The organism is Clostridium sp. MSJ-8 (assembly GCF_018918325.1).
In the GTDB taxonomy this organism is placed as follows: domain Bacteria; phylum Bacillota; class Clostridia; order Clostridiales; family Clostridiaceae; genus Clostridium.
Genome location: NZ_JAHLQH010000041.1, coordinates 42,385 through 67,508, shown reverse-complemented (window position 1 = coordinate 67,508; position 25,124 = coordinate 42,385). Strand labels below are relative to the sequence as shown.

Annotated in this window: 17 protein-coding genes; all 17 read left to right on the top strand. The window is 28.4% G+C overall.

Annotated elements, in window-relative coordinates; genetic code table 11:
- Positions 1-11 precede the first annotated feature (11 nt).
- The 17 genes from KQI77_RS08900 (at position 12) to KQI77_RS08820 (ending at position 25,067) form a co-directional block, all read left to right on the top strand.
- Complete coding sequence (locus KQI77_RS08900; protein ID WP_216390075.1) at positions 12-2,111, top strand: UvrD-helicase domain-containing protein; 2,100 nt, start codon at positions 12-14, stop codon at positions 2,109-2,111.
- Positions 2,112-2,115: 4 nt separating this feature from the next.
- Positions 2,116-3,417: a M18 family aminopeptidase gene (locus KQI77_RS08895; protein ID WP_216390074.1), complete on the top strand. Its 1,302-nt coding sequence runs from the start codon at positions 2,116-2,118 to the stop codon at positions 3,415-3,417.
- Between the two features lie 237 nt (positions 3,418-3,654).
- Positions 3,655-5,247 (top strand): peptide chain release factor 3, encoded by a 1,593-nt coding sequence (locus KQI77_RS08890; protein WP_216390073.1) that lies wholly within the window; start codon positions 3,655-3,657, stop codon positions 5,245-5,247.
- A gap of 7 nt (positions 5,248-5,254) precedes the next feature.
- On the top strand, positions 5,255-6,022 hold the full coding sequence (locus tag KQI77_RS08885) for a tyrosine-protein phosphatase (protein WP_216390072.1): 768 nt from the start codon (positions 5,255-5,257) through the stop codon (positions 6,020-6,022).
- A 133-nt stretch (positions 6,023-6,155) separates the two neighbouring features.
- The gene (gene rfbA / locus KQI77_RS08880; protein ID WP_216390071.1) at positions 6,156-7,037 is read left to right on the top strand and encodes a glucose-1-phosphate thymidylyltransferase RfbA; all 882 of its coding nucleotides are present in this window, start codon (positions 6,156-6,158) and stop codon (positions 7,035-7,037) included.
- 14 nt (positions 7,038-7,051) lie between these two features.
- Positions 7,052-7,945: a dTDP-4-dehydrorhamnose reductase gene (rfbD, locus tag KQI77_RS08875; RefSeq protein WP_216390070.1), complete on the top strand. Its 894-nt coding sequence runs from the start codon at positions 7,052-7,054 to the stop codon at positions 7,943-7,945.
- Between the two features lie 21 nt (positions 7,946-7,966).
- Complete coding sequence (gene rfbB, locus KQI77_RS08870; protein WP_216390069.1) at positions 7,967-9,019, top strand: dTDP-glucose 4,6-dehydratase; 1,053 nt, start codon at positions 7,967-7,969, stop codon at positions 9,017-9,019.
- A 207-nt stretch (positions 9,020-9,226) separates the two neighbouring features.
- Complete coding sequence (gene rfbC, locus KQI77_RS08865) at positions 9,227-9,790, top strand: dTDP-4-dehydrorhamnose 3,5-epimerase (protein ID WP_216390068.1); 564 nt, start codon at positions 9,227-9,229, stop codon at positions 9,788-9,790.
- A gap of 72 nt (positions 9,791-9,862) precedes the next feature.
- Positions 9,863-10,828: a glycosyltransferase family 2 protein gene (locus KQI77_RS08860; RefSeq protein WP_253289407.1), complete on the top strand. Its 966-nt coding sequence runs from the start codon at positions 9,863-9,865 to the stop codon at positions 10,826-10,828.
- The gene (locus KQI77_RS08855) at positions 10,825-12,222 is read left to right on the top strand and encodes an undecaprenyl-phosphate glucose phosphotransferase (protein WP_216390067.1); all 1,398 of its coding nucleotides are present in this window, start codon (positions 10,825-10,827) and stop codon (positions 12,220-12,222) included. Before KQI77_RS08860 ends, KQI77_RS08855 begins: the two co-directional genes overlap by 4 nt.
- Positions 12,223-12,241: 19 nt before the next feature.
- The gene (locus tag KQI77_RS08850) at positions 12,242-13,624 is read left to right on the top strand and encodes an ABC transporter permease (RefSeq protein WP_253289406.1); all 1,383 of its coding nucleotides are present in this window, start codon (positions 12,242-12,244) and stop codon (positions 13,622-13,624) included.
- Positions 13,625-13,636: 12 nt separating this feature from the next.
- Positions 13,637-14,896: an ABC transporter ATP-binding protein gene (locus KQI77_RS08845; protein WP_216390066.1), complete on the top strand. Its 1,260-nt coding sequence runs from the start codon at positions 13,637-13,639 to the stop codon at positions 14,894-14,896.
- A 30-nt stretch (positions 14,897-14,926) separates the two neighbouring features.
- The gene (locus tag KQI77_RS08840; protein WP_253289405.1) at positions 14,927-17,284 is read left to right on the top strand and encodes a glycosyltransferase; all 2,358 of its coding nucleotides are present in this window, start codon (positions 14,927-14,929) and stop codon (positions 17,282-17,284) included.
- Between the two features lie 67 nt (positions 17,285-17,351).
- Positions 17,352-18,263 carry a glycosyltransferase family 2 protein gene (locus KQI77_RS08835; RefSeq protein WP_216390065.1) on the top strand — a complete coding sequence of 304 codons (912 nt, stop codon included), beginning with the start codon at positions 17,352-17,354 and terminating at the stop codon, positions 18,261-18,263.
- 334 nt (positions 18,264-18,597) lie between these two features.
- Positions 18,598-21,228: an N-acetylmuramoyl-L-alanine amidase gene (locus tag KQI77_RS08830; RefSeq protein ID WP_216390064.1), complete on the top strand. Its 2,631-nt coding sequence runs from the start codon at positions 18,598-18,600 to the stop codon at positions 21,226-21,228.
- Positions 21,229-21,437: 209 nt separating this feature from the next.
- Positions 21,438-23,315, top strand: coding sequence for a DUF2142 domain-containing protein (locus KQI77_RS08825; protein ID WP_216390063.1), 1,878 nt, complete (start codon positions 21,438-21,440; stop codon positions 23,313-23,315).
- Between the two features lie 33 nt (positions 23,316-23,348).
- On the top strand, positions 23,349-25,067 hold the full coding sequence (locus KQI77_RS08820; protein ID WP_216390062.1) for a hypothetical protein: 1,719 nt from the start codon (positions 23,349-23,351) through the stop codon (positions 25,065-25,067).
- Positions 25,068-25,124 lie beyond the last annotated feature (57 nt).

Below are 25,124 nucleotides of genomic sequence, written 5' to 3'. Positions count from 1 at the left end.
GGAGTGATTTTTTGGATAATAATTTGGAATTTTTAATGGAACAAGGTAAGCTTCAAGAAACATTAAATATATTAGATAAAGAAATACTTAATTACATAACAAAGCGAAAATATATTACAGAATATATTTTAGATGCTAGAAAAAAATATGTAGAGGAATATAAAGATGATGAAGATAAAATAATAGATTATTTTGATCATGAAACTTATGTTAAAGAAGAGGCATATAAGACTATAGATAAAAAGCTAAAGGAATATTCAATATTAAAGGAATCTCCTTACTTTGGTAAGATTACATTTAGTGAAGAAGAAGAAGGAGTAGAAGATATATATATAGGAAGATTTGGAGTTACCTTAGAGGAAACATATGAACCAATAGTAATTGATTGGAGAGCGCCTATAGCAGGTTTGTTTTATAAAGGTGTCTTGGGAAAATCAGAATATATTTCTCCTGAAGGACCTATAGAAGCTAATATATTAGGAAGAAGACAAATAATAGTAAAGAAAGGCGACTTAAAGGGAATATTTGATTCGGCAATAGATGTAAAAGATGAGATATTACAGATGGTTTTAACTGCTAATTCATCTAGTACATTAAAAGATATAGTTATGACAATACAATCAGAACAGGATGAGATAATAAGAGCACCTCGAAATAAAGTTGTTGTTGTAAATGGAGTTGCAGGTTCAGGAAAAACTACTATAGCTCTTCATAGGGTGTCATATCTTCTATATAACTATAGAAAAGAATTTGGAGATAAAGTTTTAATATTAGGGCCTAATAATATATTTATGGATTATATATCAGAGGTATTACCTACTCTTGGTGAATCTGGAGTAAGTGAATCTACTTTTGAGAATTTCGCTTATAGAGAAATTAACTTAAATGAAGAGTTTATCACTTTCTCTGAATATATGGAGAAAGCTATGCAAGGAGATGAGGATTTCATAGAAGACTATAGATATAAGTCTAGTGATAAATATTTAAGTGATTTAAATGATATAGTAAAGGAATTAAATAATAGTTATTTTAAGATAAGAAATGTAGAGTTCTTTGGAGAAGAGATTGTTTCGCTAGAGGAAATAAAGGAATTATTCACAAAATATTATGGATATATGCCATTGTTTAGAAGAAGTGAAAAGATAAGAAGAATACTTACATCTAAGATAAAAGATAAAAGAGATGAATGTGTAAGAAATATAAATAATGAATTTAGAGAACAGGTAAAAAGTTTAAGTGAAGAACAGCTAGAAATTGACAGAGTTAATTTAGAGTTTAGAAGAAGGTTGAAGATAAGAGAAGTTGTCAGAGAAGTAATGAATGCTAGAGAGGTATTGGATAGTTGGCTTAAACATGAAGACATTGTAGAATTATACAAGAGGCTTTTTAAAGTAAATATGCTTAATTATATGGATTTATCAGGAATATTATATTTAATGATAATGTTAGATGGTAAGAAGGTAAAAAATAAAATAAAGCATGTAGTTATAGATGAAGCTCAAGATTATTCTAAGTTGCAATTCTTAGTGTTAAGAGAATTAACAGGATGCACAAGTTTTACAATAGTTGGAGATAGCAATCAAAGACTTATTACAACAGATGAAAAGCCAGCAATATTAACACTTGAGGAAGTCTTTGGTGATAAGGTAATGAATTATAAGCTAAATAAGAGTTATAGATCAACTCAGCAGATTATGGAATATGCAAGTAAGTTCTTAAAGGAAGAAACTATAGTTCCGTTAGTAAGAAATGGCGAGAAAGTGCTTGTAGAAGATGTTAATAATGATGAAGATATGATTGAAACTATAATATCTCTTATAGAGGATTATGAAGAGGATGGATTAGAGAGTATAGCTGTTATTATAGATAATAAAGATAATATGCAGAGTATATCTACATTATTAAAAGAAAGAGTTAAAATTGTTTCATTTGATAATGACGATATGATTTATAAGGGTGGAAATGTACTTATTCCAGCATATTATGCAAAAGGTTTAGAATTTGATGGAGTAATTATTCTAGATGATAATGAAAAAACTTCAGACCTAGTAAAATATATAATGTGCACAAGAGCACTTCATAGATTATCAGTTGTAAAGAGGAGGAATTAAAATTATGAATAGAGAATTAGAATTAGCTCAAGAGTTAATAAGTTTTATAAATCAAAGTCCAACAGCATATCAAGCTACAGAGAATATCTCATTACGATTAGATAAATTAGGATATAAAAGATTATATGAAAATCAAGAATGGAAGATAGAAGCTAGAGGCAAATATTATGTTAAGAAAAACGATTCAGCAATAATTGCATTTAAAATAGGAACTCAAGAAATTACTGATTCAGGTTTCAGAATAATTGGAGCTCATACAGATTCACCAACATTTAAGATAAAACCTAATTCAGAAATGATATCTGAAGGTAGTTATCTTAAGCTTAATACAGAGGTATATGGAGGCCCAATATTAAATACATGGTTTGATAGACCATTAGCTATAGCTGGAAGAGTTGTGCTTAAGGGAAATTCTCCTCTTAGACCCCAATCAAAATTAATTGATATAAATAAACCTTTAGTAATAATACCTAATTTGGCTATTCATATGAATAGAAATGTTAATGAAGGTTATGCTATAAATAAACAAAAGGATACATTGCCATTAGTGGATATTATTAACGATACACTTGAAAAAGATAATTATTTATTAAAACTTATTGCAGAAGATGCAGATATAAATGTAGAGGATATATTAGATTTTGATTTATTTTTATATGAGTATGATAAAGGAAGACTTATGGGTCCTAATGATAATTTTATATCTGCAGGAAGATTAGATGATTTATGGATGGTATTTGATGGCTTGAAGGCATTAGAAGATAGCAATAATGATGCTACGACAAAAGTCCTTATTGCAATAGATAATGAGGAGATAGGAAGTCTTACTATGCAAGGAGCAAGATCGTCATTTATAAAAACTATACTAGAGAGAATAGCTATAGCATTAGGCAAGAATACAGAACAATTTTATAATATATTAGCAAATTCTATTATGATATCAGCAGATTTGGCACATGCAGTTCATCCTAATTCTGGTGAAAAACATGATCCTACTAATAGACCAATTTTAACTAAAGGACCAGTTCTTAAGCTTGCGGCTTCTGGAAGTTATTCTTCAGATGGCTATTCTTCTGCAATATTTAAGTCGGTATGTAAAGAAGCAAAGGTACCATATCAAGTTTTTGTAAATAGATCAGATTTAAGGGGAGGAACAACAATAGGACCTATGATGGCAGCTGAATTAGCTATTCCAGTTATAGATATGGGAGCACCGTTAGTTGCAATGCATTCAGTGAGAGAACTGGCTACTACAATAGATAATTATTATACAATAACTGCTTTTACCAAGTTTTATGAATTATAATAACTATTAAGGATAGTTATTATATTATTTGTATGATATAATTTATAAGGATTTTTATTCAAATGAAAGTAATTATGAGGTTTGTAAACCTTAGATAGATTTATTACAGAAAATAATAAAAACGTATATGTTACAACGTAAGATATAATAAATAAGAAAGGAGAGAGTTATCAGAAAATAGTAACATAATAAAGATAATTAGTTATTTTTATTGATTTTCTTGATAACGAAAAACACTTGTCTGATTATATTAATGAAATAAAAAAGAGAAGAACATTTGCGATAATTTCTCACCCCGATGCAGGTAAGACAACACTTACAGAAAAGTTCCTATTATATGGAGGTGCTATAAGACTTGCAGGTTCAGTAAAAGCAAGAAAGGCATCTAAACATGCTGTTTCAGACTGGATGGAAATAGAGAAACAAAGAGGAATATCTGTAACATCATCAGTAATGCAATTTAATTATGCAGATCATTGCATAAATATATTAGATACTCCAGGACACCAAGATTTCTCTGAAGATACTTATAGAACACTTATGGCAGCAGATTCAGCTGTAATGGTTGTTGATGCAGCTAAAGGTGTGGAGGATCAAACTAGAAAATTATTTCATGTATGTTCTCTTAGAGAAATTCCTATATTTACATTTATCAACAAGATGGATAGAGAAGCACAAGATCCTTTTAAATTATTAGATGATATAGAGAATGAATTAGGTATAAAGACATATCCAATGAACTGGCCTATAGGTTCTGGAAAAGAATTTAAAGGTGTATATGAAAGAGATAATAAGAGAATAATAGCATTTGATGGAGGAGATCATGGTCAGACAGAAGTAAATGCTATTGAAGGTGATGTAGATGATGATAAGTTTAGAGATATATTAGGATCTGCATTACATGATAAATTAATGGAAGATATCGAATTATTAGATATTGCTGGAGATGATTTTGATTTAGAAAAAGTAAGAAAAGGAGAATTAACACCTGTGTTCTTTGGATCAGCTTTAACTAACTTTGGTGTTCAACCTTTCTTAGAGCATTTCTTAGAAATGACTACAGCTCCATTACCTAGAAAATCATCAATAGGAGAGATTAATCCGTTTGATGAAGATTTTTCAGCATTTGTATTTAAGATACAAGCAAATATGAACAAGGCACATAGAGATAGAATTGCATTTATGAGAATATGTTCAGGTAAATTTGAAAAAGGTATGGAAGTTATGCATATGCAAGGAGGCAAGAAAGTTAAACTTGCTCAACCTCAACAATTTATGGCTCAGGATAGAGAAATTGTTGAAGAGGCTTATGCAGGAGATATAATAGGTGTATTTGATCCAGGTATATTCTCTATAGGAGATACATTATGTTCTCCTAACAAGAAATTCAAATTCGAAGGAATACCAGCCTTTGCACCAGAGCATTTTTCTAGAGTAAGACCAGTAGATACAATGAAGAGAAAGCAATTTATAAAAGGAATTACTCAAATAGCTCAAGAGGGAGCAATACAAGTATTTAAAGAACTTCATATAGGTATGGAAGAGATTATAGTTGGAGTAGTGGGTGTACTTCAATTTGAAGTTCTAGAATATAGATTAAAGAATGAATATAGTGTTGATATAAAGATGGAAAGACTTCCATATAGATATGTTAGATGGATAGAAAGCGAAGATGTTGATCCTGAAACATTAAACCTTACATCAGATACTAAGAAGGTAAAAGATTTAAGAGATAGAAATTTATTAATATTCCAAAATGATTGGGGAATAAGTTGGGCTCTAGAACATAATCCAGGTGTAGTATTATCTGGAGTTGGAAAGGTAGACTAATAGAATTATGATAGATATTCATTCGCATATTTTGCCTAATGTAGATGATGGTTCAAAAGACATAGAAATTACAAAAAGTATGCTTAAAACAGCATATAGATCAGGAACTACTAAGATTGTAGCAACTCCTCATTATAATAAACACTATAATTTCGCAACCTATAGTAAAACTATAGATATGGTAGAAAAGTTGAGAGAAATAATAAAACCTTATAATATAGGTATTGAGATTTATCATGGGCAAGAAGTATATTATTATGAAGATATAATAGAAAAATACAAACAAAATTTAATTGGAACTATTAATAATACTAGATATATGCTAGTAGAGCTACCAATTGAAAAGTATGAATCTAATTCTCTTAATGTGTTATATGAATTGATGTTACAAGGAGTAAAAGTTATACTAGCTCATCCTGAGAGATATAGAGCTTTTATAAAAAATCCTACATTAATTAATGAGTTTACTAGAGAAGGATTTTTATTTCAGATGAATTCAGCAAGTATAGAAGGATATTTTGGAAAAGATGTTAAGAAGACTTGTGAAACATTTTTAAATAGTGGAGTTTACAGTTTCTTGGGATCAGATGCACATAGTAATGTGAGCAGAATAACTGATATGTCAGAGTGTATAGATATAGTTAAGCAAAAGCATCCACAAACTATTATAGACTTTGAGAATAATGGAAATTTGATGCTTAATGATAAAGATGTATATTTTAAGGGTGAAGAAGTATCTGCAAAAAAATCTATATTTAGTATTTTTAAAAGATAAGTCAAAGTATGAGAATATAATTAAAACCTTAACAAGAAGCACATAATAAGGTATAATATCTAAGTAAAATAAAAATTAGAATAAAAAATTATATTTATTAAATATATAGAATGATTTTAGAAGGGTGGTAATTATGAAAGGAATTATTTTGGCTGGAGGATCTGGAACTAGATTATATCCAGTAACAAGAGCTATGTCGAAGCAAATGGTACCTATATATGATAAACCAATGATATATTATCCTATGTCTGTACTTATGCTTGCTGGAATAAGAGATATTCTTATTATTTCTACACCTAGAGATATAGTAACATTTAAGGAATTATTTGAAGATGGATCAAACTTTGGACTTAACATAGAATATGCAGTACAAGAAAAACCTAATGGTTTAGCAGAAGCATTTATAATAGGTGAAGACTTTATTGGTAATGATAGTGTAGCTATGATATTAGGAGATAATATATTCTATGGACAAAACTTCTCTAAGAATTTACAAAAGGCAGCTAGCTTAGATAAAGGTGCCTATGTTTTTGGATATTATGTTCAAAATCCTAAAGCTTTTGGGGTGGTGGAATTTGATAAGGATGGCAAGGTACTATCTCTTGAAGAAAAGCCAGAACATCCGAAGTCAAAATATGCAGTTCCTGGATTATATTTCTATGATAATTCTGTAATAGAAAAAGCTAAAAATATAAAACCATCTCCTAGAGGTGAATTAGAAATAACAGATTTAAATAAAGCATATATGCAAGAAGGAACATTAAAAGTAGAACTTCTTGGAAGAGGTATGGCTTGGTTAGATACAGGAACTCATTCATCAATGTTACAAGCATCGAACTTCGTAGAAGCTGTTCAGAGTACTCAAGGAACATTTATAGCTTGCTTAGAAGAGATTGCTTTTAGACAAGGATGGATTACATCTGACAAAGTATTAGAACTTGCAGAACCACTTAAAAAGACAGGATATGGACAGTATCTTATAGATATTGTTAATGAGTCAAAAGAAAATAGATAGAAAAGGGGTAGAATATGAATATATTAATTACTGGCGGAAAGGGTCAATTAGCTAGCGAAATAAAAACAATAATTGAAACTGGAAGAGCAGAAATAGGCCCTATAGAATTAAACAATGCAAAAACAGAATTTGTTGATGTTGATGAATTAGATATAACTAATTTAGATGCTGTTAGAAGTTACATAAATGATTTTAAAGCAGATGTAGTTGTTAACTGTGCTGCTTATACAAATGTTGACGGATGTGAATCTAATTTAGATGCTGCATTTAAAGTAAATGCAATAGGACCTAGAAACTTAGCTATTGCATGTGAAGAAGTTGGAGCTAAATTATTACATGTATCTACAGATTATGTATTTTCAGGTGAAGATGCAGCAGCACCACGTAAAGAATTCGATGAAACTAAACCAGTAAGTGCTTATGGTACTACAAAATTATTAGGTGAACAATATGTAAGAGATTTCTGTTCTAGATATTATATAGTAAGAACTGCGTGGCTTTATGGATATAATGGACATAATTTTGTATATACAATGATGAAATTAGCAAAAGCAAATGATTCAATTACTGTTGTAAATGATCAAAGAGGTAATCCAACTAATGCAAATGACTTAGCATATCATATATTAAAACTTATAAAGACTGATGAATATGGTGTATATCACTGTACAGGTGAAGGAGAATGTTCATGGTATGATTTTGCTAGCAAGATAATAGCATTATCTGGAGAAAACTGTACTGTTAATCCATGTACTTCTCAGGAATATAAGGCAAAATATCCTAATTCAGCTGATAGACCGGCTTATTCATCATTAGATAATATGATGCTTAGAGCAACAGTTGGAAATGAAATGAGAGATTGGCAGACAGCTATAGAAACATTTATGAAGAATGTTAAAAATAATTAATATATATATAAGGAGTTTATTATGAAAACATATTTAGTAACTGGAGGAGCTGGATTCATCGGCTCAAACTTTGTATTATACATGATGAAGAAGTATAATGACATAAAGATAGTAAATTTAGATGCATTAACTTATGCAGGAAACCTAGAAAATTTAAAAGAAGTAGAAAATAATCCTAATCATATATTTGTTCAAGGAAATATTTGTGATAATGAATTAGTGACAAAATTATTTAAAGAACACAATTTTGATTATGTTGTTAACTTCGCAGCAGAGTCACATGTTGATAGAAGTATAAGAGAACCTGAAATATTTGCAAAGACAAATGTTTTAGGAACAGTTAATCTATTAAATTGTGCAAAAGCAGCATGGTTTACAGAAGAAAATGGTTGGAAAGAAGGAGTTAAGTTCCTACATGTTTCAACTGATGAAGTATATGGTTCATTAGGAGAAACAGGATATTTTTATGAAACTACACCATTAGATCCTCATAGCCCATACTCATCAAGTAAAGCAGGATCAGATTTAATGGTTAAGGCATATGGAGATACATTTAAGATGCCTATAAATATTACAAGATGTTCAAATAACTATGGACCATTCCAATTCCCAGAAAAATTAATACCATTATTAATAAATAACTGTTTACAACATAAAGATTTACCTATATATGGTGACGGAATGAATATAAGAGATTGGTTATTTGTTGAAGATCACTGTAAGGCTATAGATATGGTAATCAATAATGGAAGACTAGGAGAAGTATATAACGTTGGTGGACATAATGAAAGAACTAATATACAAATAGTAGATACAGTTATAGATTACATTAATAAAAATGTAGATAGTGAAGTAACTGAAAACTTAAAGAAATTTGTTGATGATAGAAAAGGTCATGACAGAAGATATGGTATTGCACCTGATAAGATAAAAGAAGAATTAGGTTGGTATCCTGAAACAACATTTGAAGTTGGAATAGTTAAAACTATTAAGTGGTATTTAGATCACAAAGAATGGATGGATAATGTTACATCAGGACAATATCAAGAATATTATTCAAAGATGTATAAATAAAATAATTAGCCTCATTAAGACTTATTTTCTTAATGGGGTTTGTTTATACAGTAAATGAAATTTACATGAATATTATTATATGATAAAATTTAAATGTTAATGCTTAATTGTAATATGAAAATTTAACTATTATGGTTGAAGTTTGACAAACATAATTAATAATAATATCATAAAAAAGTAAAATATCACATGATAGGAGCGAAAATAATGGGAAACTTTAATTTTATAAAGACAAGTATAGAAGGAGTATATGTAATAGAAACTAAGGTATTTGGTGATAATAGAGGATACTTTATGGAAACATATAATAAGAAACAATTTGAAGAAGCAGGACTAGATATGGAATTTGTTCAAGACAATCAATCTAAATCTACTAAGGGAGTCCTTAGAGGATTACATTTCCAAACAAGAAATACCCAAGGTAAGTTAGTAAGAGTTACTAAAGGATCAGTATATGATGTTGCTGTAGACTTAAGAAAAGGTTCACCTACATATGGAAAATATGAAGGAGTAATTCTTACAGAAGATAATAATAAACAATTCTATATTCCAGAAGGATTTGCACATGGATTCTTAATATTATCAGATGAAGCTGTATTTACATATAAGTGTACTAATTTCTACACACCAGATGCAGAAGGTGGATTGATGTGGAATGACCCAGATGTAGCAATAGAATGGCCATTAGAAGGAATAGATAATATCATTCTATCAGAAAAAGATAAAGTTCATAAAACATTAAAAGAATTAGATTCACCATTTGAATATTAGAAAATAGCTTAAGGGATGAAGGGTATGCTTCATTCCTTAATGTGAATAATTATAAGAAGATTGGAGATAATTATGAGTGTTTCTATTGTAATCCCCAATTATAATGGAGAAAGATATTTACAGAAATGTTTAGATAGTATAATGATACAATCAATGCAACCTGATGAGATTATTATTGTTGATAATGATTCCCATGATAATAGTATGGATATAATACGTAGATATGGTGATAAAATAAAAACAATAATAATGGATAAGAATTATGGTTTTAGTGTTGCAGTAAATAGAGGAATAAAAGAGAGTAAGTGTGATTATGTTGCCTTACTTAATAATGATACAGAATTACAACCACAGTGGTTAGAGAAACTTGTGGAATGTATATCATCAGACGATAAGATATTTGCCTGTTGTAGCAAGATGCTTAGATATGATAATAGAAATATTATAGATGATGCAGGTGATTTCTATACAGCTCTAGGTTGGGAGCAAAAGATAGGTGATGGTGCCCATGATGATACTGATTATTTAACATCTAGAGAAGTATTTTCAGCATGTGCAGGAGCAGCTATATATAGAAAAAGTGTTTTTGATACAATTGGATATTTTGATGAAAACTTTTTTGCTTATATGGAAGATGTAGACATATCTTATAGGGCTAAGGTATATGGATATAAGAATTATTATTGTGCTGAAGCAAAGGTATATCATATTGGAAGTGCTACAAGTGGAAGTAAGTATAATGATTTTAAGGTTAAATTAGCTTCGAGAAATAATATATATCTTATTCATAAAAATATGACTTTATGGCAGATTATTATAAATTTTATATTTATATTATTAGGCATAATTGTTAAAGCAATATTCTTTAGTATAAAGGGTTATGGAAAGACTTATATATCTGGAGTAATAGAAGGATTAAAGAATAAAAAGAATATAAATAAAATCAGATTAAATAATAATGGATATGTGTATAGAAAAATTGAAATAGAACTACTCAAAGGAATGTTTAAGCTTGTAAAGGAAAGGATAGCAAAATGATAAAAGAAAATCAAAAAGCTATTAATAGAATAGCTATGCTTATAGATTGCATGACATTAGTGATTGCTTTTTTATTATCTTGGTATATTAGAGTTGCTAGTGGACTTGTAGAATTAGAAGAATGGCATTTAAGTTTTAAGGAGTTTTTAATTCCTTTTTTAATAATGATACCTGTGTATTTGATTATTTACAATTTTAAACGACTATATAATAGTGAAAGAATGATGTTTGTAAGTAATGAAATATGGAATATAATTGTATCTAATGTGATTGGAATTATAGTTTTTATAGGGGTATTATTTATAACTAGACAGATTCATTATTCAAGAAGATTTTTATTTATATTTTTTATAGTATCAACTATATTAACATCATTAGAGAGAGTCGCTTTTAGAAAGATTTTAAGAAAGCTAAGAAAAAAAGGATATAACAAGAAGTACACTGTGTTTATAGGGTATAGTAGCAGTACAGATAAATTTTATGACTTAATAAAGAAAAATAAACATTGGGGTTATAGTGTTTGTGGTATCTTTGATGATTATAAAACTAAATATGAAGAATTAACTTATTTAGGCAAAATAGATGAGTTAGAAGAATATTTAGAAAAAAATAGAGATGTTGAAGAAATAATTATTACATTAGAGATGAAGGAATATGATAAGTTAAAGGATATAATAGAAGCTTGTGAGAAGATGGGAGTAAGAGCACAGATAATTCCTAGTTATACAAAATATTTTCCTGCAAAGCCTTATGTAGAAGAGATAGGTGGAGTGCCACTTATTAATTTGAGATATATTCCTTTAGATAATATAGTAAATAGGTTTGTTAAGAGAACTATGGATATTGTAGGCTCATTAATTGCGTTGATTTTAGCATCACCTATTATGTTAATTGTAGCAATACTTATTAAATTAACATCTAAGGGAGACGTAATATTTAAGCAAGAGAGAATTGGGCTTAATAAAAAGCCTTTCATAATGTATAAGTTTAGAAGTATGAAGGTGCAAGATCCAGACGAAGAAAAGCAGAATTGGACAGTTAAGAATGATACTAGAAAGACTAAAGTGGGAACATTTATAAGAAAGACTAGTATAGATGAATTACCACAGTTTTTTAATGTATTAAAAGGTGATATGAGTCTTATAGGCCCAAGACCGGAGAGACCTCAATATGTAGAAAAATTCAAAGATGAAATTCCTAAATATATGGTTAAACATCAAGTAAGACCAGGAATAACAGGATGGGCTCAAGTAAATGGATGGCGTGGTGATACATCTATAAAGAAGAGAGTTGAATGTGACATATATTATATAGAGAATTGGAGTTTTATATTTGATGTAAAAATAATTATATTAACTTTTATAAAGGGATTTGTTAACAAGAATGCATACTAAAAAATAGGAAGGTAAAGAAATGAAAAATAAAAAGAAAAAAGCTGGGTTTTTATTAGCTTTTATAGTTGTTTTTGTTGTTTTGGCTGGATTATTTAATTTTTATTATACTAATCAAACAGAAAAATTTAAGATTTCTATGGAAGTTAAAACTGATAGTACTGATCAATTTTCAATTTATTATGATACAGATGGTTCTGAGGCTTGGAGTGAGCAAAATAGAGAAAATGAAACTTACAAAGGTAAAGGAAAATATGAAAAATTATCTTTTTGGATTCCTATAGAAGCAAAAAATATAAGAATAGATTTTGGTAATAGAGTAACAAAGATAAATATAAAAAATATAAGTGTATCTAGAAAAGGTTCAAAGAAAATATCATTAGAAGAATTTAATAATATGATAATGGAGTATTCAGATGTTGATATGACTATTGAAGGTAGTGAGGAAATAGTAGATAGCAATTCAGAAGATCCTTATGTAGTAATACCTGATTTTGATACGATAACTAAAGATATAAATGGAAGACCTGTTTATGTTAATGTAGTTCTTGTTATATTATCATTTACATTAGGATTATTAACTACTTATTCCCTTAAGGGATTAAAACAATCAATAAAATTTTTAAAGGCTTCAATAAGCAATAGGAGCTTAATAATTAATTTAGCCAAAAATGATTTTAAGCAAAAATATGTTTCTTCATATTTAGGCGTAATATGGGGATTTATTCAACCTCTTATAACAATTGCTGTATATTGGTTTGTATTCCAAGTAGGATTTAGATCAGCAGATGTTGATGGAAATTATCCATTTATATTATGGTTTATGGCTGGAATAATACCTTGGTTCTTTTTCTCAGAAGCTTTAAGTTCATGTACTAATGTATTTATGGAATATAGTTATTTAGTTAAAAAGGTTGTATTTAAGATAGAAACATTACCTATAATAAAAATAATATCAACTATGTTTGTACACTGTTTCTTTATATTATTTTTATTTATAGTATGTTGGTGTTATGGCTTTAGACCTGATTTATATACATTACAAATTTTTTATTATTTATTTGCAATGATAGTATTAACTTTTTCTATTACAGTATTTACATCATGTGTAGTGTTATTCTTTAGAGATTTAACTCAAATTATAAATATAATTGTTAATATTGGATTTTGGGCTACTCCTATAGGTTGGAATATAACAATGCTTCCAGAGGTATTACAGAAGATATTTAAGCTTAATCCTATGTTTTATATAGTAACAGGATATAGAGATACATTTGTTGAAAAAGTATTCTTTTGGAATAGACCATTTCACACAATTTATTTCTGGTTATTCTGTATAGTTATGTTACTATTAGCAGTAAAGATGTTTAATAAATTAAAACCACATTTTTCTGATGTTATTTAGTGAGGTATACAAATGAGTTTAATGATAAAAGTCGATAATTTAGTTAAAAGATATAACATGTATGATAATCCAATAGATAGATTAAAAGAAGCTTGTTCAATAACTAAAAAAAGCTATCATAAAGAGTTTAGTGCTCTAAATGGTATAAGTTTTGAGGTTGAAAAAGGTGATGCTATTGGAATATTGGGTAAGAATGGTTGTGGAAAATCTACATTGTTAAAAATGATAACTGGAGTTCTAACACCTACAAGTGGAACTATAGAGGTAAATGGAAAAGTATCTGCTATATTAGAGCTTGGAACAGGGTTTAATCCAGAATATACTGGTATTCAGAATATATATTTAAATGGTACTATGATGGGATGTACTAAAGAAGAAATAGATGAAAAAGTTGATTCAATTGTAGAATTTGCAGATATAGGTGATTTTATTAACCAACCAGTTAAAATATATTCTAGTGGTATGTTTGCAAGACTTGCATTTGCTGTTGCTATAAATGTTAATCCTGACATACTAATAGTAGATGAAGCATTAGCTGTTGGAGATACACGTTTCCAAATAAAATGTATCAACAAAATGAAAAGCTTAAAAGAAAGTGGTACAACAATTTTATTCGTATCACATGCTACAGAACAGGTAAAAAGATTCTGCAATAAAGCAATATGGATAAAGGATGGCAAGATAAAAGAACAAGGTCCTGCAAGCGAGATAGCTGACTTATACGAAGATTATATGAAATATGGAGATGTAGATAATAAACAAGATGTAAGGCTTAAGAATTCAAATGATACATCTTCTGATGAAGAAGCTATGGAAGAAGAAGAAAAAACAGCTGATGGATTAAGACCATTTAAGATGCCATTAGATGAAGATACTTTAGCTGCGATTATTAATGTTAAGACAAATAAAGAAAAATTAAGTACATTTGAAGATTTTGAAGTAGAAGTTACTTATGATGTATTTAGAGAAAAGATAGAAGGATTCTTATTAGGAGTTGCTATATATACACCTAATAGAGAATACATATTTGGGCCAAACACATATCTAGAAAAAGCAGAAGTACCTAATACTTATGGTAGGCATAAGGTAGTTTATAGAATTCCAAGTATGACCCTTCTTGGAGGAAAATATACAATAGATGTAGGAATATTTACAGATGAAAGTATTATTAATTTAGATTATAAGACAGCAGTAAAGGCATTTACTATAGCTAATGAATACATTTCAGAAGGAAAGTTTTATATAAAGCATGAATGGAATGTAATAGAATAAACTTTATTATATAGAGAAAGGTTAATTTTTATGAAAAGCGAGAATCAAGATAAGATAGAGATTTTTAGAGTAGGCGGAGAACCAACTAATAGTATAATTATAAAAAAAGACGAAGCATATGAATGTAAAGTTATATATAATGATTTCAACATAAAGAAATTAAGTATATATTTTCCCGAGGAATATGCTTATGAAAAAAAACCACTAAGGGTTGAAATATATGAAAATACTTGTAATAGTTTAGTTGCAGAACAGATTATTAATTCAATAGAAAAAGGTTGGAATGACTTTGAATTTCCAAACACAAACGGAGTTTTTGAAGAAGAATTAATTATAAGAATAATTGAAAAAGAAAGAGAAGAAGTACAGGTTGGTTCTGATAATAAGAATAACCTATGTATGAAGTTCTATCATGAAGATGTAGATAAAGATATCCAGCTACAATTAGATAACTATGTAAAGGAAATTAGAAAAATATATAATTCAAGTGGTTGGAGATTCTTAGTTAAGCTTTATGATATAAGAGATTCTATTAAGAGAATACCTAAAAAGATAAAAAAAGCAATATCTATGTGTGGAAAATTAATAAAGAATATTAATAAAAATAATATTAGGAATGCTTCTTCTTATATAAAAGAAAATGGATTAAAAGAATTCTTTGCTAAATTATTAATGAAGTTAAAAGGCTCAAAGATATCGTATGAGCAATGGTTAAAATTTAACCTTCCTACTGAAGAAGAATTAAATTTGCAAAGAGAACATGAATTTGAATACAAGCCACTTATAAGCATATTAATACCTACATATAAAACACCTAAACATTTGTTGATAGAAACTTTAGATTCAGTATTTAAACAAACTTATTCTAATTGGGAATTATGTATTGCTGATGGTGCTTCTGGAGAAGCTTATATAAAAGAAATGTTAGATGATTATGCTCAAAAGGACAAAAGAGTAAAAGTAAAATATCTAGATGAAAATAAAGGAATTGCAGGAAACACTCAAGAATGTTATCATATGGCAACAGGTGATTATATAGGCTTGTTTGACCATGATGATTTATTAGAACCAAATGCGTTATATGAAGTTGTAAAAGCAGTAAATGAGGATAGAACTATTGAATTTATATATACAGATGAGGACAAGATAAACGAGAAGAGTACTCATAGATTTGATCCTCATTTCAAGCAAGATTTTGCTATAGATACTTTTAGAAGTTACAATTATATATGTCATTTTTCAGTTTTCAGAAAAGACTTAATGGATAGCATAGGTGGCTTCAGAGAGGGTTTTAATGGTAGCCAGGATTATGATATCATCTTAAGAGCAACATATAAGGCTAAGAATATACATCATATTCCTAAGATATTATATTCGTGGAGAGTTCACTCTGGTTCAACTGCTGGAAATCCTAAGAATAAAATGTATTGCTATGATTCTGCAAAGAAAGCACTAAGTGAAGATTTAAAGGTAAGAGGACTAAAAGGAACAGTTAGAGATGGTAAATATATAGGAACATATGAAGTTGATTATGATATAATAGGTAATCCTAAGGTTTCAATTCTTATTCCTACAAAAGATCATATAGATGATCTTAATAGAACAATAATGTCTGTAATACAGAAAACTGAATATGAAAATTATGAGATTATAGTTATAGAAAATAATTCTGAGTTAAAAGAAACTTTTGATTATTACAAAGAAATACAAGACAAATATAACAATATAAAGGTTGTAACATGGGAAAAAGGGTTTAATTATTCAGCAATAAATAATTTTGGTGCAAGATATGCTACTGGAGAATATATACTTTTACTTAATAATGATGTTGAAGTAATTAATAAAGAATGGCTAACTAAGATGTTAGGATTGGCTCAAAGAGAAGATGTAGGATGTGTTGGAGCTAAATTATATTATCCTGATTCTACTATTCAACATGGTGGAATAATAGTAGGCTTAGGAGGAGCAGCAGCACATGCTCATAGAGGATTTACTAAAAAAGCTTATGGATATTTCTTAAGACTTGGAATAACTCAAAACTTAAGTGCAGTTACAGGTGCTTGTCTTTTAGTAAAGAAATCAGTGTTTGATGAAGTAAATGGATTAGATGAATCATTTGAAGTAGCTTACAATGATGTGGATTTTTGTTTAAGAGTTTTACAAACAGGAAGAGTTAATGTTTGGACACCTTATGCAGAATTATATCACTATGAATCTAAAAGCAGAGGAGATGATTCTAAGGATCCAGTTAAGGCAGAGAGATTCAGAGGTGAATTTAATAGATTTAGAGAAAGATATGCAGATTTCTTAGAAAAGGGAGATCCATATTATAATCCTAATTTAACTTTAAGTGCGGAAGATTTTTCTTTGAGATACGAAATTCAATAATTAATCAATCTAAAAATGAGAAAGGGGAGAATTACTGAAGTTATAATATTATTTCAGTAATATTAGTATGACTATATCAATAATATGTCCTATATATAAAGGAGAACGATATATATCCAGTTTAGATGCATCAATTAAAAAACAAAAAAAAGTAAATATTAAAGAAATATTGTATGTAGTTACAAAAACTAAAGATGATTCTAGTATAGATATTTTAGAGGGGCTTGGTGCAACATATAATACTATTACACCAAAAGAGTATTCTCATAGTTTAACTAGAGAACAGATGGCTTATAAAGCTAGTGGAGATATACTAGTATTCATTACTCAAGATATAATAATAGATAGTGATGTATGGTTGTATAATTTAACTAAAGATATACAAGCTAAAAAATGCGAAGCTGCATTTTCTAAGCAAGTTGCAGTTGATAAGTCAATAGAGAGATATACCAGGATGAATAATTATCCTGAGAACAGTAGAGTAGTATCTAAAGATGACGTAGAGAAATTAGGTATATTAACATATTTCTTTTCTGATGCATCTTCTGCAATTAGTAGAGAAGTATTTATGAAATTAAACGGATATGACGGAAAAAGACTATTAACTAATGAGGATATGTATATTGCATATAAGATAATAAATAATGGATATAGAATAAAATACTGTGCTGATTCAGTAGTTATACATTCACATAATTATAGCTACAAAACTTTATTTAAGAGGTATTTTGATCAAGCTGTATTTTTAAAACAAAATGAATATATAGATTGTGGTTCTAATAAAAGTGCCTTTGCATTATTAAAATTTGTACTAAAGAATGCAATTAAAGAAGGTAATTTTAAGGTCTTATTTAAGATTATTCCTAATTTTGGAGTTAGGTTTATTGCAAATAAATTAGGAAAGAAATATGAAAATATGAGTAAGGAAAAAATACTTAAATATACAGCAAATAAAAGTTATTGGAGTAATGTGGATTAGTATAAAAATAATAGAGATGTCATTCTAATATAAATAATTATTAGTGACATCTTTTTTTATGCAAAAAACTATTGATTATATATAAGTTCTGGAGAGAGAAAATTAAATTTGTGTTGGGGTAAAAGTATTGTTAAAGTAAAATTTAAATATTGGCTTGAGAATATATTTTTGTATTAAGTAACATATAAAAATTAAAATAAATAAAAAAAAATTTAACAATATGTTAAGTTGCATTAAGAATAAAGTATAATGTGGTACAATAAAAATGATGTTTTTTATAGTGTATTATTTTAAATAAGTATAGGAAACTTTACAATAACAAGGGGGAGGAAAAATGAAAAAGAGTATAAGGGTTTTAATTGGGATATTTATAATAATTAATATTTTTTCAGTAGTTGTGTTAGCAAATACAAGCAATAATACAAATGTATCCACAGAAGTTCAATCAGAAGAACAAGTATATTCAAATGATAAAACTATAAATGTAAAATATACGACACATGTTCAAAATATAGGATGGCAAGATTGGGTAACTGATGGAGAATTAGCAGGAACATCAGGTGAAGGATTAAGAGTTGAAGGGTTAATGATTAAGTTAGAAGGTGCTCCTGATGCAAAAATATATTATACAGCACATGTTCAAAATATGGGATGGCAAGATTGGGTAACTGATGGAGAACTAGCTGGAACATCAGGTGAAGGATTAAGAGTTGAAGCAATTAAGATAAGAACAGAAAACCTTCCTATAGGATATCATATAGAGTATAGAGCGCATGTTGAAAATATAGGATGGCAAGATTGGGTGACTGATGGAGAAATAGCAGGAACATCGGGTAAGGGGTATAGAGTTGAAGGAATTGAAATAAAAGTAGTTGAAAATGATAAATTTTATGATAAAATTCAGTATAATTCAAAACTTGTTAATAGTGATGAATGGATGGGAGTAGCAAAGGAGGGGAATACATCAGGGAAAATAGGAAATGATATTTCAAACTTTAAGATAAATGTAGACAAGTCTATAGCAACAATAAGATATAAAGCATATATACAAGAAGAAGGATGGCAAGATTGGATGTCCAATGATGAAATTGCTGGCAAAAAAAATAAAAGGATAAAGGCAATAAAAATAGAGTCACCAGATATATCAGATGATGTTCAATTGTTATATAGAGTATACATATCTAATAAAGGATGGCAATCATGGAAGTATAACGGACAAATTGCAGGTGATATTGAAAATTATAATTGTAATATTCAAGCAATTCAAATAAAATTTGAAAAAGATATTCCCAATATAGAATATCAAGCGCATGTTGAAAATATAGGATGGCAAGATTGGGTATCTAATGGAGAACTAGCTGGAACATCAGGTGAAGGATTAAGAGTTGAAGGTATAATAATTAAAATGAATAATTTTGATAATGGCTCTATTTCTTATAGAACTTATGTACAGAATAAAGGTTGGCTTGGTTGGAAGCATGAAGGAGAATTGGGCGGAACATCAGGTGAAGGATTAAGAGTTGAAGCAATTCAAATAAAGGGAGATAATCTTCCAGATACTTATCAAATACAATATAGGGTACATATACAAAATAAAGGTTGGCAAGAATGGAAGACTGATGGAGAAATAGCAGGTACTATAGGTGAAGGATTGCGTCTTGAAGCAATTCAAATAAGAATAGTACGAGCTGTTAGAATTACTCCTATACAATGTATAGATAAACCAGCTGATAGTGATATTATAACTGATAACTTTTCAGTAACTGGATGGTCATTGAGTTATAGCGGTGTTGAAAAGGTTCAAGCATATATAAATGATAAATTTCTAGGGGAAACAGTTCCTAATATATCAAGAGAAGATGTTTATTCAGCTTATTCAGAATACAAAAGTCATAATTCTGGGTATGAAATAAATAATTTAGATATAACAACTATTGCTCCTGGAAAACAAACATTAGAAATCAGACAGTTTGGTAAAGATGGTTACATTCACCATATGTACAAAACAATAACTATAAGAAAAAAAGATAATATTACAACTATTGATGCCCCAAATGTTAATTATGTAGAAGGTAGTGATTGTATATTAGTTAAGGGGTGGGCTTTAAATGGTTCAGGAGTAAAAAAAATAAATATATATATAGATGGAGTGTTAAAAGGAACAACTATAACTAATCAAAGTAGAGAAGATGTAAATATAAAATTCCCAGGATATATTGGAGGTGCTAAATCAGGTTACTTAACAAATGTTAACTTAGGTGGTTTAAAAGTGGGTAAACATACGTTAAAAGTTGAGCCTATAGGTTATGATGGAACAATTCAAGAAGCAAATGTTGAGTTTTATTACAAAAGCAAAGGGACAACAATAGTTGTTGACGCAGGACACAATTATGGTGGGGATTATGGAGCAATAGCTAAACATAATGGAATAACTTATTCAGAAACTGAACTAAATATAAAGATAGCAGATTATTTAAGGACATATTTAGAAAATGCAGGATATAATGTTATTATGACAAGAAAAACATCTGATAGAGATGTATCTAGTGTTAATCAAAGTTTAGCAAATAGAGTTTCTATAGCCAATAAATCTGAGGCAGTGTTATTTATAAGTATACATCAGAATGCAGCAACTGCAAGTGCCCATGGTGTAGAAGTTTATTCAACTACTAATAGCCCAGATAAAGGATATAGTTGGGATAATTATAGTGATAAAATTAATAAATCAAGACAATTGGCAACTAAGGTGGTAAATAGTATTGCATCAAATGTAGGTTTTTATAATAGAGGAGCAAAAACTGCTAATTTATATGTATTAAGAAATACAAGAATGCCAGCTATATTAGTTGAATGTGGATTTATTACAAATTATGGTAATGCAACGGCTTTATCAATTGATTTGAATCAAAGAAAAATTGCGTCAAGTATAACAGATCAAGTAGTAAGTATGTTTGGAGCTAGGTAGGAAAAATGGATTTGCCGCATTAGCAGTTAAAAACTGCTAGCGACAAATCCATTTTTCATGTCTTAAATTAAAATAAACTATATTATAGCAATATAACATTAAATTATTAATTAATAATTACCATTGATTTCAAAATAGACTAATTTACAATTTTAATTTGTTGTGATAAAATTATAAAAGTTGTATTATTTTAAAGGTGGAGGGATGTTATGAAAATTAAAAATCTAAAATATAGATTAGTATTAATTTTGATTTTTATAAGCATAATAGGATGTGTTTCTTATAAATTTAACAAACCAATAGATATAAAAGTTAATGAAAAGGAGTCTTATTATGGTGATAAGACTATAACAGGTGAATTAGTTCAAAATATAAAAGCTACATATAGTAAACCACAAAACATAATATTTAAATTAGGAAAATTATCTAATGGAAACAATTATAATATTGAAGTAAAAAATGGTGATGAGGTAGTTGGAACAGCAGAGTTACCTAAAGAGGAGATAAATAGTGATTATACTGTTAGTATTAATATTGACGGGAATGACATAAAAAAAGGTGATATATTAGAGTTAATAATAAAAAGTAAAGAGACTGCTAAATTAAACATATTAACTTCAGTTAGTGATAAAGATAACTTTTCTATTAATAATGTACAGAGTAATGAGGGATTATTTTATGTTATACAATATAATGGTTTTACTCCAGTGTATATCGGAATTGTTGCTTTGTTAATTATTGTGACCAGTGCAAGTTTATTGTTCATAAATATTAAAGAAATTCATAATAGTATGTTTGTAATAATATTAGTGTTAGGTATAATGTCTGCAGTATTAAATCCTGTATTAGACATTCCAGACGAGCATGACCATATATCAAGAGCTGATTTAGCTTCTAGAGGTTATCTTATGATGGGTGAAGACTATCAGGATTATAGAATATCTAATACAATAGGAGATATAATATACTATAATTGGTCAACTTTTGATAATACACCTTTAACGAGTACGGATCCAGATTGGAATACAGAATCTACATATTATAGTTATGCAAATGCAAATTTATTTTTTGGATATATACCTCAAACTATAGGAATAATGATTTCGAAAATTATTGGAATTAATGATTATGGAGTATTTTTAATTGGAAGAATAATGAATTTGATTATGTATGCTATAATTGTTAGATATGCATTGAAGAAAACACCGATGTATAAGATTCCATTAGCAATAGTATCTATATTGCCTATGACTTTGTTTATAGTTGCTTCATACAATGCAGATGCAACAACATATTCATTAGCAATTTTGGCAATTTCATATTTCTTATATCTGTATGATAAAAAAGATATAGATATAAAAGATATGTTTAGCTATTTTATTATATGCACTATTTTGGGGTTGGTGAAATTACCATATTGTTTATTAATAAGTTTATTATTATTTATACCTAAAAATAGATATAAATCTTCAAAGTGTTATTATAGAAGTATTATATTTATAGCTATAACAGCAATTATAGCATTAGGCTGGGCTGGTATATCAGTAATAAGAACGAAATATTCCCCATTTCAACCATATTTTGATGCGTATGGTGTTAATAGTAGAGAACAAGTTAAATTTATAATAAACAATCCAGTTTTATTTATGAAAGGATTTATAATTGCGTTAGCTAAAAATTTAGCAGGGTATATTAATCAATTAACTGAATTTGGTTGGCTATTATATGGTATGCCAAAGATTCTTAAATATTTATTTAATACATTCTTGGTGGTGGTAATACTAGGTTATCCATCTAAATATGTTTTATCCAAAAAGACTATTTGGGGCACTTTTTTGGTTTCAGTATGTATATATGTTACTACATGCTTAACTTTATATATTACATGGACTACCGTAGGTTCAAATACTATTTTAGGAGTACAAGGAAGATATTTTGTTCCAGTTATAGGGATGCTATCAATTTTATGTCCATATAGATTAAAATGCAAGGACGATAATAGAGAAATTATAGATTATACATTTATTTGCGTTGGAATATTATTTGCTATATTGTATCTGTTAACAGTAACCAATCAATATTATTAATATATATATATAAGATACTAGAGGAAAAATATTATGAAAATAGATAAGAAAAAAAAAGAGATAAATATTTTTTACTTTTGGATAATAATAGTTATACTAGCAATAATAAAGCAATTATTAGTAGCGAAGTTACCGTTATTAGCAATTCCAGTTGACAAATATGATGATGGATGGATGATGAAATTAGGATATTTTATTGCTAATCATAATTGGCTTGGAAAGTTTGATGAAATAACTTTAATGAAAGAACTAACAGGCCCTATTTATTTAGCAGTATGTTCAAAATTAGGGCTATCATTTATAGGTACAACGACTTTCTTATATTCTTTAGGGTGCTTACTTTTTGTATGTTCAATAGAAAGTTTATTCAAAAGGAAATGGCCATTGTTAATTATATATAGTGTTTTATTATTTAATCCTGTATCATATGCTTCGTGGACATTACAAAGAGTATATAGATGTGGATTGACTATCATAGAGGTTTTGGTTTTATTTGGAAGTTATTTTGCTTTATATTTAAAAAGAGATAAAAGTAATAAATCATTGTTTTTGTGGTCTATGGTTGCAGGAATTGCTTTGGCAGCTACATATCATACAAGGGAAGATCGCATATGGGTGCTTCCATTTACAATAGTTGTAACTATTGTATTAGTAGTAAATACAATAATAAATAGTTTAAAAGATAAAAAATTTAATTTTCATAATGTTAATTATTTCCGTATAGCATTGGTTATATTACCTATAGGAATTTTAATGTTTAGTAATATTTCACTTTCCTATTTGAATTACAAACATTATGGATTATATTCGTATAACTTAATTGATGATAGTAATTTTTCAAGAGCGGTTAGCTGTTTTTATAGAGTAAAAACTGAAGATGATGATAAGCAATATAGGGTATCGGTTCCTATATCGAAACTTAAAGTGCTTTATGATATAAGCCCTACACTAAAAAGTATAGAATACAAATTAACTGATCAATGGAAAGCTTGGGGACAAGCAAGATTGGGAGTAGATGACAACGAAAATGGAATGATTATATGGCCTTTAATTTCTGCTGTGGCGGAATGTGGTTATTATGAAGATGCAAAAAAAGCTGATGAATTCTATAAGAATGTTGCAGATGAAATAGAGAAGGCTATTAAAGATGGAACGGTTGCAAGCAGAGCACCTATGCCATCACCATTGATGCCTCCATGGAGAAGAGAATACACATATCAACTACCTAAAACTATGTTGAAGTTTACAATAGATTCTATAAGATTTATAGATGTAAATGCCGTATGCGAAGTGGGAAGAGGAGATAGTGAAGAAGATATAAGATTTGCAGAAGCAATTACAAACGATATAGCTATAAAAAACAATGATGATTATGTTATAAGTAGTAAGAAGAAAATAGTGGATAGAGTCAATAAGATTACACCGATATATTCGCATATCTTTCCTATTTTAGCTATATTAGGAGGGGGATGTTATATATTAATAACTGTAAAAGTGATTTGTAATATGAAAAATAAATTAAAAGAAAAGAAGAACTTTGATGTATGGTTGATATTAACTTCTATATTGTTATCATATATTGTATTAATCGGGGGGGTTGCATATAATGAGATTGCATCAGTTAAATCATCTTATTATATGTATAGATCTGGAGGATATCCATTAATGATAATGTTTGTTATGTTATCATGCACATTTGTATTAGAAGGTGTAATTAAAAATATCAATAAGATAAGAAGTAATAAACTATAGGGTATAAATTACTTGAAGATAAATGATAAAATATATATAATTAATGTTGATTATACT

Excerpts from the sequence above, each read along its gene's own strand:
- KQI77_RS08895 (WP_216390074.1), top strand. The coding sequence starts at position 2,116 with ATGAATAGAGAATTAGAATTAGCTCAAGAGTTAATAAGTTTTATAAAT.
- KQI77_RS08885 (WP_216390072.1), top strand. The coding sequence starts at position 5,255 with ATGATAGATATTCATTCGCATATTTTGCCTAATGTAGATGATGGTTCA.
- rfbA (WP_216390071.1), top strand. The coding sequence starts at position 6,156 with ATGAAAGGAATTATTTTGGCTGGAGGATCTGGAACTAGATTATATCCA.
- rfbD (WP_216390070.1), top strand. The coding sequence starts at position 7,052 with ATGAATATATTAATTACTGGCGGAAAGGGTCAATTAGCTAGCGAAATA.
- rfbB (WP_216390069.1), top strand. The coding sequence starts at position 7,967 with ATGAAAACATATTTAGTAACTGGAGGAGCTGGATTCATCGGCTCAAAC.
- rfbC (WP_216390068.1), top strand. The coding sequence starts at position 9,227 with ATGGGAAACTTTAATTTTATAAAGACAAGTATAGAAGGAGTATATGTA.
- KQI77_RS08860 (WP_253289407.1), top strand. The coding sequence starts at position 9,863 with ATGAGTGTTTCTATTGTAATCCCCAATTATAATGGAGAAAGATATTTA.
- KQI77_RS08855 (WP_216390067.1), top strand. The coding sequence starts at position 10,825 with ATGATAAAAGAAAATCAAAAAGCTATTAATAGAATAGCTATGCTTATA.
- KQI77_RS08850 (WP_253289406.1), top strand. The coding sequence starts at position 12,242 with ATGAAAAATAAAAAGAAAAAAGCTGGGTTTTTATTAGCTTTTATAGTT.
- KQI77_RS08845 (WP_216390066.1), top strand. The coding sequence starts at position 13,637 with ATGAGTTTAATGATAAAAGTCGATAATTTAGTTAAAAGATATAACATG.
- KQI77_RS08840 (WP_253289405.1), top strand. The coding sequence starts at position 14,927 with ATGAAAAGCGAGAATCAAGATAAGATAGAGATTTTTAGAGTAGGCGGA.
- KQI77_RS08835 (WP_216390065.1), top strand. The coding sequence starts at position 17,352 with ATGACTATATCAATAATATGTCCTATATATAAAGGAGAACGATATATA.
- KQI77_RS08830 (WP_216390064.1), top strand. The coding sequence starts at position 18,598 with ATGAAAAAGAGTATAAGGGTTTTAATTGGGATATTTATAATAATTAAT.
- KQI77_RS08825 (WP_216390063.1), top strand. The coding sequence starts at position 21,438 with ATGAAAATTAAAAATCTAAAATATAGATTAGTATTAATTTTGATTTTT.
- KQI77_RS08820 (WP_216390062.1), top strand. The coding sequence starts at position 23,349 with ATGAAAATAGATAAGAAAAAAAAAGAGATAAATATTTTTTACTTTTGG.